The following is a 13,177-nucleotide window of genomic DNA, read 5'->3' as shown; positions in this document are numbered from 1 at the left end:
GGGAGGCTACGCGCCCGCCAGCGACAGCTTCACCGCGAAGCCGAGGAACAGCGCGCCCGCCGCCGACGTCGCGCCCGCCGACAGCCGCTTCCGACGGCGGAACGCGGCCGCGAGGTGCGTGCCCGTGAAGATCAGCAGCGTCAGGTACAGGACGCTGGCCAGCTGCGCCAGCGAGCCGAGCACCGTGAACGACAGCGCCGGATACGCGTAGGCCGGGTCGACGAACTGCACGAAGAAGGCGATGAAGAACAGGATCGCCTTCGGGTTGAGCAGGCTGATCACGAACGCCCGGCGGAACGGCCGCTCCCCCTCCGGGACGTCGGCGACCGCGTCCGCCACCCGCTCACGCCGCGTGCGCCACATGGACCAGGCGGCGCGCAGCATCCCGATCGCCAGCCAGGTCAGATATCCGGCACCCGCGAACTTCACGATTCCGAACAGCAGCGCGTTCGCCTGCAGCAGCGAGGCCACGCCCGCGGCGGAGAGCACCATGAGGACGGTGTCGCCGCACCACACGCCCGCGGCGGCCCGGTAACCCGTGCGCACACCGCGGCGGGCGGCCACGGACAGCACGTAGAGCGAGTTCGGCCCCGGCAGCAGAATGATCAGGACAAGGCCGGCGAGATAGGTCGGCAGATCGATGACACCCAGCATGGGCGGAGTGTCGCACACGGGTGCGACACTCCGCCCATTCGTCTCAGAACGCGTCGGTCGGGACGTACGTCCCCCACACCTCGCGCAGCGCGTTGCACACTTCGCCGACGGTCGCGCGCGCCTTCAGCGCCTGCTTCATCGGGTAGAGCACGTTGTCCGTGCCCGCCGCCGCCTTCTTGAGTTCGGCGAGCGCCGTGTCCACCGCGCCCTGGTCGCGTTCGGCGCGCAGCTTCGCCAGGCGCTCGGCCTGCTGCGCCTCGATCGCGGGATCGACGCGCAGCGGCTCGTACGGCTCCTCGGTGTCGAGCGTGTAGCGGTTGACACCGACGACGACGCGTTCGCCGGAGTCCGTCTCCTGGGCGATGCGGTAGGCGCTGCGCTCGATCTCGTTCTTCTGGAAGCCCTGTTCGATGGCGTTGACGGCGCCGCCGAGGTCCTCGACCCGTTCCATCAGGGCCAGCGCCGCCGCCTCGACGTCGTCGGTCATCTTCTCGACGACGTAACTGCCCGCGAAGGGGTCGACGGTGGCGGTGACGTCCGTCTCGTACGCCAGGACCTGCTGGGTGCGCAGCGCCAGGCGGGCGGACTTGTCCGTCGGCAGCGCGATGGCCTCGTCGAAGGAGTTGGTGTGCAGGGACTGCGTGCCGCCGAGGACCGCCCCGAGGCCCTGCACGGCGACGCGCACCAGGTTGACCTCGGGCTGCTGGGCGGTGAGCTGCACGCCCGCGGTCTGGGTGTGGAAGCGCAGCATCAGCGACTTCGGGTTCTTCGCGCCGAACTCCTCCTTCATCACCCGGGCCCAGATCCGGCGGGCGGCGCGGAACTTGGCGACCTCTTCGAGGATGGTCGTGCGGGCGACGAAGAAGAAGGACAGCCGGGGTGCGAAGTCGTCGACGTCCATCCCGGCGGCGACGGCGGTGCGGACGTACTCGATGCCGTCGGCCAGGGTGAAGGCGATCTCCTGCGCGGGTGAGGCCCCGGCCTCGGCCATGTGGTAGCCGGAGATCGAGATCGTGTTCCACTTCGGGATCTCGGCCCTGCAGTACTTGAAGATGTCCGCGATCAGCCGCAGCGACGGCTTGGGCGGGAAGATGTACGTGCCGCGGGCGATGTACTCCTTGAGCACGTCGTTCTGGATGGTGCCGGTGAGCTTGTCCGCGGGCACGCCCTGCTCCTCGCCGACCAGTTGGTAGAGGAGCAGCAGGAGGGCGGCGGGGGCGTTGATCGTCATCGACGTGGAGACCTTGTCCAGCGGGATGCCGCCGAACAGCACCCGCATGTCGTCGATCGAGTCGATGGCGACGCCCACCTTGCCGACCTCGCCGTGCGCGAGGGGGGCGTCGGAGTCGTGGCCCATCTGCGTCGGCAGGTCGAAGGCGACGGAGAGGCCGGCCGTGCCGTGGGCGATCAGCTCCTTGTAGCGGGCGTTGGACTCGACGGCCGTACCGAAACCGGCGTACTGGCGCATCGTCCAGGGCCGGCCGGTGTACATCGTCGGGTAGACGCCACGGGTGAAGGGGTACTCACCGGGCTCGCCCAGTTTCTCGGCCGGGTCCCAGCCCGTCAGGTCGGCCGGACCGTAGACCGGTTCGATGGGCAGTCCCGACTCGGACTCGCGCGCCATGTGACTGTGCCTCCCGTTGGACCTACTGACAGGTAACAACTTCTGCGACGGACTGTAGCGGCGGGCGCCCGGCGGTTGGAGTGCCACACGCTGGGACCTTGCTCACAAGCCGTAGGCGGGTGACGTGGTCCGTTTCGTCCGCGTCGCCCAACCGTTACCGCCATGATGCGCGGGATTGTGCAACCGGGCCGGACGGGAATCTGTCTCATCAGTACACAGATGACCCGTGGGGGGCGACATGTTCGACAAGAGTGCCGGTACGAGAACGCTGGCCGCCGTGGCCGCGCTGCTCGTGGCAGTGGTGACGGCCGGCTGCAAGGCGGAGGCCGCGACCGACGCACCGACCACCGACAGCAGGCCGAGCGCGGCACCGGCGCCGTCGGCTCCCTCCCCGACGCCGTCCGCGTCGGAGTCGGCCGCGCCGTCGAAGAAGCCTTCGCCGTCGCCTTCCACTCAGGCGCCCGCGCCCAAGGTGCTGATGGCCCCGGGCGCCAAGGGCGAGCAGGTGCGCGAGCTGCAGGCCCGGCTGGCACAGATCGGCTGGTTCGACGACAGGCCGACGGGCAATTACGGACCGGTCACCACCGCGTCCGTCAAGGGTTTCCAGGGCAAGCGCGGCCTTCCCGTGACCGGCAGCACGGACACCGTCACCTGGCAGCGGCTGCTCGGCATGACGACGGAGCCGACACGCGCCGAGCTGGACGGCAAGGACGTCAACAAGCCCAAGGCGAAGCTGGACCCGCGCTGCATGACGGGCCGGGTGATGTGCATCAGCAAGACCACGCGCACGCTGTCGTGGATGATCGACGGCAAGGTGCTGTCGACGATGGACGTGCGGTTCGGGTCGCAGTACACCCCGACCCGCGAAGGCGTGTTCAACGTGGGCTGGAAGTCCCGTGACCACGTCTCGACGATCTACGACACGCCCATGCCGTACGCGATGTTCTTCAGCGGCGGCCAGGCCGTGCACTACTCCTCGGACTTCGCCGCCCGGGGCTACAACGGGGCCTCGCACGGCTGCGTCAACGTCAGGGACAAGGGTGCGATCGCCGCGCTGTTCGACCAGGTGCGGACCGGCGACAAGGTCGTCGTCTACTGGTGACGGGCCGCCTTGGCCGCGACGCGGGCCGAACAGAAGAAGTGAGAAGAAGGGCGCGGGCGGGACCGGGGGAACGTGTCCCGCCCGCGCCATTTGCGCTGAGCCGTAGGTACGGGGGGAACCCCGGCTCGTCGCGCCGCCGATGACCAGTCGGCTCACTCTCTACTGCGCCGCAGCCCGAAAAAACGTCACACTCGACGATGCGCCCCGCAGAACCGCAGGTCAGAAGGCTTGTACGGCGGCAAGCGACAGAGTGGGAGCGGGGCTGACGGACGGCGACGTCACGGCCGTCGGCTCAGGGGTGAGCGACCAGGAGACCGGCGGGGTGGCGGGAAGCTGCTCGAGTTCGTCGCCGTCCGCGTCGCCGTCCGCGTCGCCCTCGACGGAGCGGTCGCCGGCGCCGCCGGAGTTCTTGCCGCCGGTGCCGCCCTCGCCGCCGCCGGAGCCGCTCGAGCCGCCCGAGCCTTCGGAACCGGCCGAGCCGCCGTCACCGGAGCCGCCACCCAGCAGCTGGTCGCAGAACCGCTCCACGCGCCCGGGACCCTTGGCCGCGGCCTCCAGCCGGCGCCTGCTGTCCTTGGCGATGTGACCGCTGCGGTAGTCACGGCAGGCGTCGACGGTCTTGCGGTACAGCTCGCTGTCCTTGGCGAGGTCGTCGCCGCCCGGCGCCGTTCCGCCGTCGCCGACCGTCCCGCCGGAAGCAGGCATGCCCGTACCGCCGGGGGACGGGCTCGTGCCGCCGGGCGCGGGCGGCGCGACCGGCGGTGTGCCGGTCGCCCCGGGCGACCATGAGGGCGAGCCGGTCCCGGGCCCGCTGTGCGTCGGCGAGGCCACCGGACCGGGCGTCGCCACGGCAGACACCGAGGACGCGGGCGTCGGACGCTCGTCGCCGAAGGAGGGGAGCACGCCGCTGCCCGCCGCGACGGCCACGCCGCCGATGGCGCAGCCCGCGAGCGCGGTCGCGACACCGAAGCGGAAGGGGCGCCCGAGGCCCCGTCCCGGGCGTGCGGCGCGGGCGACCCGTACGGTTCCGAGCGAGGCGCCGGCCGCGGCACCCGGGGCCGTCACGTCGGCCCTCGCCTTGCGGAAGGCGGCCATCGCGGCCGCCTCGCCGGGAAGTTCACCGTCGTCGTACCGGTGGCCGGAGTCGGCCGCGCTGTCCAGAGCGGCGGCGAGCCGGGCGGCGTCGGTGCGGGCACGCTCGTCCGCGGCATCGACAGGCATTCCACGCAGCAGTCGCTCCGCCGCGTCACTGTCGAGCCACTCGTACCGCTCGTCGGCCATCACATGTCCTTCTGCGTCCGCAGACGTGAATGCGTCACACCGGCGGGTGCCGCCGCACCGGGACGCGAGTCGCGCTGGGAGGGCAGCCCACCGAGCTCCGGAGCCGTCTCCGCCGGGCCTTCCCCGGCCCCGAGCGGGGTGTCGGAGTCGCTTTCGCCGGCGTTGTCGAGGGCGGTCACACCCTCCGCTCCCAGCAGTTCCGCCAGCCGTTTCAAGCCACGGTGGGCGGCGGTCCGCACGGCGCCGGGCCGCTTGCCGAGGGTCTTGGCCGCGCTCTTCGCGTCGAGGCCGACCACGACCCGGAGCACGACGGCCTCCGCCTGGTCCTGCGGCAGCTGTGCGATGAGCGCCATGGTGCGGCTGGTGGAGATGGACTCCATGGCCTCGTCGACGGTGTCGGAGTCGGCGGGCCTGCCGGTCAGCTCGGTCTCGTCGCCGCCGACGGCGGGCCGGCGGCCGCGCATCCTGATGTGATCAAGCGCACGGTTGCGGGCGATCCGCGCGGCCCAGCCGCGGAACCGGTCGGCGTCGCCGCTGAAACGATCGAGGTCCCGGGCGATCTGGAGCCACGCCTCCGAGGTCACGTCCTCGGCATCGGTCTCGCCGACCAGCGTGCGCACATAGCCGATCAACCGCGGATGCACGGCGCGGTACACAGTCCGGAACGCGTTCTCGTCCCCGGCCTGAGCCGCGAGCACGGCGGCGGTCAGCTCCGCGTCGTCCCCCAGCACTACCTCAACCCGTCGTTCTGAACCGCAGCTGGTCATCACTGCCGCGCGTCGCTGCGCGAAGCAGCACGCTACGTCGTTTCCCTGCTCCGCGTCCACGTCTTGTACAACTTGCAACAACTTTGGGACCCGGCGCACGGTGTGACAGAAAAAGCACTCTCGGCGCTGAGAGTAGTACGGGGTGCTACTGGACCCCGCACGAACGACGACCGGGGCCTCTCCTGTGGGGGGTGGCGGCCCCGGTCGTCCTTCATGTCCGGACCGGTCCGGGCGACCGCCGGCGACGCGTGCGGGTCATCCGCTTCCGGCATCGGTCGCGTCCGGCGCCCACGGCACCAGCTCGATGAACTCCAGCGGGTCGTCGTCCACGTCGAGGCCGGGAAAGCCCTCCGCGCGGAAGCGGCCGCGCAACCACTCCAGCAGTGTGTCCGTCAGCCCCTGCGGCAACGGGTCGCCCTGGTCGGCGTGGCGGGGTACGACGATGAGCGGCCAGGCGTCCGGGTCGTCGCCCTCGGTCAGCCAGCAGATCTGGTCACCGTCGATGGTCGACGCGAAGGGCAGGAAGCCGCCCTTCTCCGGCCAGACCTGAAGGGGCTGGTACTCGGGGAACTGCTCCCGCAGCTCACGGTAGGCGTCGCGGTACCACTGCTCGGCCACCAGCCCGCCGGGCCCGGTGTTCAGCGGTGCGGGCAGGTTCAGCCAGCCCAGCCAGGTGCTGCCGCCGTACGCCTCCATCAGCTCGACGTACTCGGCCGGCAGCCGCGTACCGAGCTGCTCGGCCACCCACTCCCAGTCGGCGTCGCCGAGGTACGGCTCCGGGGGCGGCGGCAGCAGCGTCCGCAGCGCCTCCAGCCCGCTCCCCTGCGTCAGCGCGGCCCGGCGAAGCGCCTCCGCCTCGGGGGACCCGCCCGGTCCGGGTGGCGTCCAGGGCGACGCTTCTGTCAGGTAGGCCGTGCGCCGCACAGTGGCGGGCAGCGGCCCCAGGGCACCGCCGCCGGGCAGCGGAAGCCCGGTCCTCAGCAGCGCGACCAGTGTCTCGGCCAGCGGCATCCCGTAGTCGAGCCAGGGGTTCACCCCCTGGTGCACCGCGTCCTGATGGAAGATGACGACCGGCCACTCGTCCGGGTCGTCGGACGCCGAAGTGTCCCAGAACAGGCAGCTGGTGGCCCTGGTCTCGCCCAGCGCCAGGAGCCCGCCCGGCGCGGGCCTGAAGACGGGCGGCTCGTGCGGCGGAGCGTTCCGCGAGTCGATGCGGCAGTGCCGGTGCGTCGACTTCAGCCAGGAGCCGTAGTCGAAGCGGCCTTCCTCAGTGCACGGGACGTGCAGCCAGACGAATTCACCGATGTCGAGCGGACCGCAGGCCGCCAGCGCCTTGTAGTCGGCGGGCAGCCGTACACCGAGCCAGGCCTCGACCGCGTCCCACTCGACGGGCACCGGCTCGGGGGCGGACGCGTCGAGGAGCGCCGTCAGGAAGGAGACGGAAGGGAGCGCCACGGGTCAGCCGATCGCGATACGCGGGTGGGCGGAGGGCTGGACCCAGCCCATGAAGCGCTCCATCGTCGCGCGCGGCACGGAGACACAGCCGGCGGTCGCGCCGCTGCCGTTCACGTGCAGGAAGATCCCGGCGCCGCGGCCGGGCACGGCGGGCCAGCGGTTGAAGTTGATGACCAGTGCCTTGGCGTACTGCGTCGGGTAGTTGATCAGGTGCTCGCTGCCGCGCTCACCGGACTCGGTCAGCGGGAAGTCCGCGCCTTCCTCGGTGTGCATCGAGTTGTAGAACTTCGACTCCGGGTCCTGGACCCACCAGTGGCTGTCGTTGACCTTCGTGTACGGCATGGCGGTACCGCTGGACTCCACACCGAAGCCCTCGGTGATCGTGTACGTCCCGGACGGCGTGGTGTACGTGCTCTGCTGACGGGTCGAGCCGGGGACGACGCCCTTCGAGCCGACCCGGCCGGCGCTCGTGGAGAACTGCGCCTTCCAGCCGGACGAGCCCTTCTGCCAGGCGGTGACGGTGGCGTACGAGCCGCTCGCCTTGACCGTGATGACCTGGGTCGCGTTGCCGACCTCGACCGGGACGGGGAAGTCGGGCGCGGCGGGTGCGCCCGTCTGCTCGGAGCTGCCGGACCCGCTCCCGCCGCTGCCGCTGCCGCTGCCCTGGCCCGATCCGGTGGCGGTCGCCTTGGGGGACGCCCCGCCGGAGGCCTTCGCGGAGGCGGAGGCGGACGGGGAGGCGGATGCCGACGGGGACGCGGACGCCGACGCCGAGGCCGAAGCGCTCGGCGACGCGGACGAACCGGCCTCGGCCCCGGCCTCGTTCACGGCCTCCGGCGAGACGGACGCGGCCGCACCGGCCGACTCCTCGCCTCCCCCTCCGCAGGCGGACACGAGCGACATCGCACCGACCACGGCCAGCACGGACGGGAACTTACGGGGGGAACGCAGCACAGGGGATTCCTTGGCTCGTCGGAACGGCGCGGCAGAACGGGGCCGCGCTTCGAGGCGGGCCGGTTATACATCGCCGCAGTGGCCGAAATCCAGGCACAGGACATTGCGGACACATCGCACGGCCTGCGAGGTGAACGTCTCCCGTACGCCTGCCGTACGCCCACCGAATGCCCGCCCTACGCCCGCCGAATGACTGGCGAATGGCTGGCGAATGTCTGCCGGACACTCGTCGGCACAGGGGCTTCCTCTGGGACCTCGTCACCGGCGGCACCCTCACCAACCCGCAGACAGAGAGATACCAGGCCGGCGACAAGCTGGTTTTCACGTACACCGTCACCAACGTCTCGGTCGCCGCCACCACGGTCGTGCCGAGCGGCAACCTCGAGGACTTCGACCCGAAGACCGACATCCGCAACTGCCGCTGGCGCACGCTCGCGCCGGACGCCTCGTACACCTGCGCCTTCCCGTACCACGTCGTCACCCAGGACGACCTGTCCGCGGGCCACTTCACTCCGCGCACGACGTGGACCTCCACCTCGGGCACCACCGTCACCACCGTGGAACACACCGGCGAACGCGTCGAACTGGGCTGATCCCCCCACCCGACGCCGCGTGAGCGTCCGCCGCTGCCCGGCCGGTCAGCGGGGGATGCTCACGCGGCGTCGCTGGTCGCGCGGCTCAGGACGCGGCGGCCAGGGCTAGGGCCGCGACCACCGGGGCCGCGTAGACCAGCGGGAACGGGATGTGCGCGTACCAGCGGGCGCGGATCACGGTGGCCACGGCGCCGGTGAAGTACAGCACCAGGCCGATTCCGGCCGCGACGCCGATGAACGGCACGAACAGGCCGACCACCAGACCGACCGCGCCCGCGGCCTTCGCCGTACCGAGCCAGGGCAGCCAGGACATGGGCACGCCGTAGTCCGCCATGGGCTGCACGACCCACTTGGCGCGCAGGAAGACCGAGACGGCGGAGAAGCCGACCATGGCGGCGGCGATCAGGGTGACGACGACGTAGGCGGTGGACATGAGGGTGCTCCCATCGGACGTGGCGTGTGCCGTTGCTCTGTCACCCGTACTGACACGCCAGGGCGAGCAAATGTGACGGCGCCCGGAAACCGGCCCCGGGACCGGGCTGCGGGACGGTCGTCACACGGGACGGTCGGCAGCGGCGGAATTCACGCCGTCCGGTCCCGAACGTGCGGGCGGCGTCATCGCTGTGTCATGCGAGGGCAACAGTCGGCGACGGGCACTGCCCGTCCCGCGCCCCCGCTGCTGTGCTGGATTCCACACGGTCCCGACGCAGCGGGACGGCATTAGGGGGGCGTCACATGAACCTGAGGCGATCCGAACAGCGAAGACTCCGTCGGCCGAGGGCAGTGGCGGGTGTGGTCGCGGCTGTGCTGGCCGTGGGTGGCCTCGCCGCCTGTGAGGAGCCGGCCGGCACCCCGGACGCGACCGGCTCGGCCGCCCCGTCGGCCGCTTCCTCCTCGCCCGCGAGAGGCACCGGCGGCGGCGAAGGCGGCGGCGGCGAGACCGGTGGCGCCGGTGGGGCGGACGGCGGCGGGGCGGATGCCGGCCCGTCCCCCTCGCCGGACGGCTCCGGCGGCTCCGGCGGCTCGGGCGGCTCCGGCGGCTCCGGTGGCGGGAGCGACGGCCCGGCGGCCGGGGGCTCACCGTCCCCCGCCGGCGACGAGGACGTCCTCGAAGGAGACCCCAGCTTCATGGGCCCCAGCGAGATGTACCGCTATCCGAACGGGCTGGAGGTCACCCTCCACGCCGCCGAGCCCTACACCCCGACCGTGGGTTCGGGACACGGCGCCCGCGTCCACCGCTTCCTCGTCACCGTGGACAACTACGGCGACACCACCAACGAGGCCATCTTCGGCTTCTCCGCCCACGCGGGCGGCACCGAGGCCGTCGAGATCCACGACCCGGCCCTGGCCGTCGAGCCGGTCGGCGCCCTGCCGCCCGGCGGACACTTCGAGGCGTACGTCGTCTTCGACGTCCCGCCGGGCCCCGACCTCCTGGACGTCACCGTCGACCCCCTGGGAGTCGACAAGGAGACCATCTTCTGGATCCTCCCCCTCTGACGCCGATCCGCGCCTGCCGTTCCCTGCCTCCCCGCCGGGCGAGCCCGCCCTGCGCTGGTAGCTCCACGACGGCGTGCTCGTCGGCGACGCAGGCGGCGAGTGGCTCCGGATCCGGGGCCGGGGCCGCACGGAGGACGCCGTCGACCGCGTGCGCGAAGCGTTCGACGGCGACTGGCTGAACGGCTGAGCGGTGCCGCCCGCGCCTCCACCGGACCGATCGGACGCCGGTCCGGGGCACTTCTACCGCGGGGCCGCGGAAGCCGGCCGTGCCGTGGTCTTCACCGTCGGCCTGCAGCCATCGGCGCCGGCGTCGACGTCGACGTCGACGTCGACGTCGACGTCGCCAGTACGACGGCCGAGGTGGGCAGGCCGTCCTCGTCCCGTGCGGTCAGGACGCTGAAACCGGCGTCGGGAAAGGCGAGTTCCGCTTCCCGGTCGACGACCCGCAGCCTCTGCCCCGTCGCCTCCGCCCGCACGTCACCCCGGGGGCGCCCCAGGAGCTGCACACCTGCGTACCCGACGGACGTACGTCCCGTGAGAGCGATCCGCACAACCGACCCGGCCGCGTCGTACGAGAGCACCACGCCGCAGAAGAACGTGTCCTGCGAGACAGCGCCGAACTCCGGGACGGAGCCGATGCCCGGCCCCAGCAACCGGCGCATTTCGCCGCGACCCGCGCCGAGCCGCAGCGGGCCGACGGCCTGATGCGGGACCACCGTCAGACCGTCCAGGGGATACGCCGGCTCCTCGGAGGCCTCGAAGAACTCGAAGGCGTGCCGGCCCGTGGCCACACCGCAAAGCCGCACGCTCTCGAACCCGTCCGTGTCCTGAGCCGTGCCACCGAGCGTGACGCCGAGCGCCGGCAACGACCATCCGGTACTCCCCGCCTCCGTCTCGGCCACGACCTCGTGCCCGGCCTCACGGAGTTCGGCGACGACCTCGCCCTCGGGCCGCCCGAGCAGCCGTATCCCGTACAGGGTGACCGGACCGGGCGAGGCGATCTCGATCGCATGCAGAGAGTCGGCGTCGTCGTACTCGAGGAAGACGCAGGACTCGTCGGCGTACATGTCCGTCAGCGGTTCGGCCCCCCGCCGGAACGCGGAGTCCGGTGCGCCGCGCTCGCCCCGCACCGAGGCGCGGGGTTCCCCGAAACCCGCGCCCGCCATCCCCGCGAGCGGAACGATCTCCACGTCAGCGCACGCCCGCCGGGAGCTCGATCTTCCCGTCGTACGGGCCCTGGTTCGCCTCGGTGACCTGCTGCTCGAAGGTCATGTCCCCGCCGCTGTACGGAATCAGGAAGCCGAACTCGAAGCGGTGGCTCTTGATCCGGTACGTCTTGGCGTCCAGGACGAGCACCTCCTCCAGGCCGGAGAGCGTCAACTGCCCGTCCGCCACCGGGACGCCGGCCGCGCGGAGCTGTTCGGCCGTCGGCTCGAACTCGCGCTTCGCCTTCTTGGCCCAGGCCCGCTGCTGGACGGCGCTCAGCTTCTGCTCGCCACTCGTGACGCGCAGCTCGACCGTGCCGCCGCCGTCCGCCCCGGTCACCTCGACGTCTCCGCCGGCGGCCTGCGCGTAGATCCGGAACTCCTCGACGACCCCGATCGGGTCGTCGGCCTTGTTGCGCATCTCGGGGTCGGCCGGAGACACGGCCTTCCAGTCCGCCGTGCCCTCCTTCAGGTAGCCCGCCTCGCCGACGAGGTAGAGCTCCTCGGTCCTCTTCTTGCCCTTGCTGCTGGTGCTGACGCCCTGCGTGTGCAGCGCCGCCCGCCCGACGGCGCGCCGCACCGTGCCCTCGTAGGTCGCGGCGCTCTTCTGCCCCTGGTGTGTGAGCCCCTCCTCGCCCTTCACGGAGAAGGACCAGGCGGACTCCTCGGCCATCGCCTTCTCGGCGAGGTCCAGGAAGTCCTCCGCGGTCTCGGGCGGCGCGGCCTGCTCGGACGCCTCGGGCGCCTGCGCGGAGGGCGCCACCTCGGGGCTGCCCGCCCCGTCCTGCTCCTCCGCCCCGCCGCCGCACGCGGCCAGCACGAGCGCGAACGGGATTACGAGCACGGCGGTGCGCCTGGGGCGAGTTCGCATGGGCCTCTTCCTTACGTCACGACGGGGCGCGGACTGTACAACAGCCACCGCCCCTTGATCACCCCGGCGGACATTCCCGGCGACCCGCCGGCAAGGGCGGCACGTCGATCCGAGGACGTCACGTCAGGTGGATCTTCAGCTGCTCGTTGTGCTCCGAGTGCTCGACCACGACACCGGTGACCGGATCGCCCTCGCCGGGCCAGATCACCACCGAATCGTCGGCCGCATGCTTGCGCATCCCGGCGACGTCCGCGACGACGCCGTAACACCGCACGCCTTCGACGGAGACGAAGATGCCGAAGGCAGCGGCCTTCTCGACGGTGCCCCGGACCTCGGCTCCGATCGGATACTCCAGTTTTGCTTCGGACCACAGGGGCGTCACGTCGGCAACTCGCTCTCGTAGCACTCGAACCAGTGGGCGTCGAAGCAGCATGATGTCGCCCGTGACGAACATCGTGGACCTGATCCCCACCCGGATACCCGGCTACGACGGCGGTCCCCTCACCCACCGTCCCGAACTCCTCGACGAGCGGCTGTTCTGGCTCGGGCACCTGTACTCCTGCGCGCAGAGCAGCGAGGAGGCGGAGGAGTTGCTGTTCGGCGCCGACTACGACGCCGCCGGCGAGTTCCAGGCCGCACTGCACAAGCGTGCCGACTGGCCGACGTTCACCGTCCCGCTGACGGCAGGCCATCGCCTTCACGTCGTCCTCCGCACCTTCGAGGACGACCCGGGCACCGACTACCTGGTGCACCACCCCGACTGGGACCGGGCCGAACACCTCGCCCAGGACGACGGCCACTTCATGGGCCCCGCCCTGTCCTGGACCGAACTGGTGACGGCGGTCGACAACGGTCTCCCGGGCGGTTCGACCACCGACCCCGACGCGCGTCTGCTGCTCCTGCTGCCGGCGCAGGGCGACGACGACGTGCCCGACGACGCGGTCGAGCGCCTGACCTCCGCCCTACGGAGCCTCGTCGGCGTCGACGGCCCCGAAGCGGCCGCCGCCGCGCTCCTGGAGAGCCAGGGCCCGGCGGGAACCGCGACCTGGATCACCCGTGACGACGGGGTCCGGGTCAACGACGGCGAGTATTCCTTCCGCAATCCCGCCAACCGTTTCGCCCTGCCACCCGCCCGGCTGGCCCGGGTGTCCGTCGCGCTGGCCCCCTGACCGCC

Annotated in this window: 14 protein-coding genes; 4 read left to right on the top strand and 10 right to left on the bottom strand. The window is 71.7% G+C overall.

The features are described 5' to 3' along the window. Positions 1–6: 6 nt before the first annotated feature. Both leuE and OGH68_RS22750 read right to left on the bottom strand, forming a co-directional pair. The gene (leuE, locus tag OGH68_RS22755) at positions 7–654 is read right to left on the bottom strand and encodes a leucine efflux protein LeuE (protein WP_264246776.1); all 648 of its coding nucleotides are present in this window, start codon (positions 652–654) and stop codon (positions 7–9) included. Between the two features lie 43 nt (positions 655–697). Continuing rightward, entirely contained in the window at positions 698–2,278 is a 1,581-nt protein-coding gene (locus tag OGH68_RS22750) for a methylmalonyl-CoA mutase (protein WP_264246774.1), read from the bottom strand. 238 nt (positions 2,279–2,516) lie between these two features. On the opposite strand from OGH68_RS22750, the gene OGH68_RS22745 reads away from it, so the two are divergent. Continuing rightward, on the top strand, positions 2,517–3,380 hold the full coding sequence (locus OGH68_RS22745) for a L,D-transpeptidase family protein (protein ID WP_264246772.1): 864 nt from the start codon (positions 2,517–2,519) through the stop codon (positions 3,378–3,380). A 219-nt stretch (positions 3,381–3,599) separates the two neighbouring features. On the opposite strand, the gene OGH68_RS22740 is transcribed toward OGH68_RS22745, so the two are convergent. The 4 genes from OGH68_RS22740 to OGH68_RS22725 form a co-directional block, all read right to left on the bottom strand. Continuing rightward, positions 3,600–4,661, bottom strand: a complete 1,062-nt coding sequence (locus tag OGH68_RS22740; RefSeq protein ID WP_264246770.1) for a hypothetical protein — start codon at positions 4,659–4,661, stop codon at positions 3,600–3,602. Further along, positions 4,661–5,392 (bottom strand): RNA polymerase sigma factor, encoded by a 732-nt coding sequence (locus OGH68_RS22735; protein WP_264246758.1) that lies wholly within the window; start codon positions 5,390–5,392, stop codon positions 4,661–4,663. The genes OGH68_RS22740 and OGH68_RS22735 overlap by 1 nt, the downstream gene beginning before the upstream one ends. A gap of 291 nt (positions 5,393–5,683) precedes the next feature. Further along, on the bottom strand, positions 5,684–6,883 hold the full coding sequence (locus tag OGH68_RS22730) for an SMI1/KNR4 family protein (protein ID WP_264246756.1): 1,200 nt from the start codon (positions 6,881–6,883) through the stop codon (positions 5,684–5,686). A 3-nt stretch (positions 6,884–6,886) separates the two neighbouring features. Further along, on the bottom strand, positions 6,887–7,837 hold the full coding sequence (locus tag OGH68_RS22725) for a L,D-transpeptidase family protein (RefSeq protein WP_319020235.1): 951 nt from the start codon (positions 7,835–7,837) through the stop codon (positions 6,887–6,889). A gap of 200 nt (positions 7,838–8,037) precedes the next feature. Between OGH68_RS22725 and OGH68_RS22720 the strand changes: the two genes are divergently transcribed. Continuing rightward, positions 8,038–8,430, top strand: a complete 393-nt coding sequence (locus tag OGH68_RS22720; RefSeq protein ID WP_264246754.1) for a hypothetical protein — start codon at positions 8,038–8,040, stop codon at positions 8,428–8,430. Between the two features lie 85 nt (positions 8,431–8,515). Here OGH68_RS22720 and OGH68_RS22715 read toward each other — a convergent pair whose 3' ends face one another. Further along, on the bottom strand, positions 8,516–8,863 hold the full coding sequence (locus tag OGH68_RS22715; RefSeq protein WP_264246752.1) for a DoxX family protein: 348 nt from the start codon (positions 8,861–8,863) through the stop codon (positions 8,516–8,518). Between the two features lie 359 nt (positions 8,864–9,222). Between OGH68_RS22715 and OGH68_RS22710 the strand changes: the two genes are divergently transcribed. Further along, on the top strand, positions 9,223–9,927 hold the full coding sequence (locus OGH68_RS22710) for a hypothetical protein (RefSeq protein WP_264246750.1): 705 nt from the start codon (positions 9,223–9,225) through the stop codon (positions 9,925–9,927). Between the two features lie 278 nt (positions 9,928–10,205). Here the strand turns inward: OGH68_RS22710 and OGH68_RS22705 are convergent, their stop codons facing one another. The 3 genes from OGH68_RS22705 to OGH68_RS22695 all read right to left on the bottom strand — a co-directional run bounded on the left by OGH68_RS22705 (position 10,206) and on the right by OGH68_RS22695 (position 12,457). Continuing rightward, the gene (locus OGH68_RS22705; protein ID WP_264246748.1) at positions 10,206–11,117 is read right to left on the bottom strand and encodes a hypothetical protein; all 912 of its coding nucleotides are present in this window, start codon (positions 11,115–11,117) and stop codon (positions 10,206–10,208) included. Between the two features lies 1 nt (position 11,118). Continuing rightward, positions 11,119–12,003: a hypothetical protein gene (locus OGH68_RS22700; protein WP_264246746.1), complete on the bottom strand. Its 885-nt coding sequence runs from the start codon at positions 12,001–12,003 to the stop codon at positions 11,119–11,121. A gap of 118 nt (positions 12,004–12,121) precedes the next feature. Then, positions 12,122–12,457, bottom strand: a complete 336-nt coding sequence (locus tag OGH68_RS22695; protein ID WP_264246745.1) for a hypothetical protein — start codon at positions 12,455–12,457, stop codon at positions 12,122–12,124. Here OGH68_RS22695 and OGH68_RS22690 point away from each other — a divergent pair. Further along, entirely contained in the window at positions 12,447–13,172 is a 726-nt protein-coding gene (locus OGH68_RS22690) for a hypothetical protein (protein WP_264246743.1), read from the top strand. The two genes, OGH68_RS22695 and OGH68_RS22690, sit on opposite strands and share 11 nt — an antisense overlap. Positions 13,173–13,177 lie beyond the last annotated feature (5 nt).

The sequence above is a fragment of the Streptomyces peucetius genome, from assembly GCF_025854275.1.
In the GTDB taxonomy this organism is placed as follows: Bacteria; Actinomycetota; Actinomycetes; order Streptomycetales; family Streptomycetaceae; genus Streptomyces; species Streptomyces peucetius_A.
Note: the sequence above shows the minus strand (reverse complement) of the source record. Positions and strands in the feature narration are given on the sequence as shown.

Bases quoted from the DNA above. Each gene is read 5' to 3' on its own strand.
- leuE (WP_264246776.1), bottom strand. From the start codon at position 654: ATGCTGGGTGTCATCGATCTGCCGACCTATCTCGCCGGCCTTGTCCTG.
- OGH68_RS22750 (WP_264246774.1), bottom strand. From the start codon at position 2,278: ATGGCGCGCGAGTCCGAGTCGGGACTGCCCATCGAACCGGTCTACGGT.
- OGH68_RS22745 (WP_264246772.1), top strand. From the start codon at position 2,517: ATGTTCGACAAGAGTGCCGGTACGAGAACGCTGGCCGCCGTGGCCGCG.
- OGH68_RS22740 (WP_264246770.1), bottom strand. From the start codon at position 4,661: ATGGCCGACGAGCGGTACGAGTGGCTCGACAGTGACGCGGCGGAGCGA.
- OGH68_RS22720 (WP_264246754.1), top strand. From the start codon at position 8,038: ATGGCTGGCGAATGTCTGCCGGACACTCGTCGGCACAGGGGCTTCCTC.
- OGH68_RS22715 (WP_264246752.1), bottom strand. From the start codon at position 8,863: ATGTCCACCGCCTACGTCGTCGTCACCCTGATCGCCGCCGCCATGGTC.
- OGH68_RS22700 (WP_264246746.1), bottom strand. From the start codon at position 12,003: ATGCGAACTCGCCCCAGGCGCACCGCCGTGCTCGTAATCCCGTTCGCG.
- OGH68_RS22695 (WP_264246745.1), bottom strand. From the start codon at position 12,457: ATGTTCGTCACGGGCGACATCATGCTGCTTCGACGCCCACTGGTTCGA.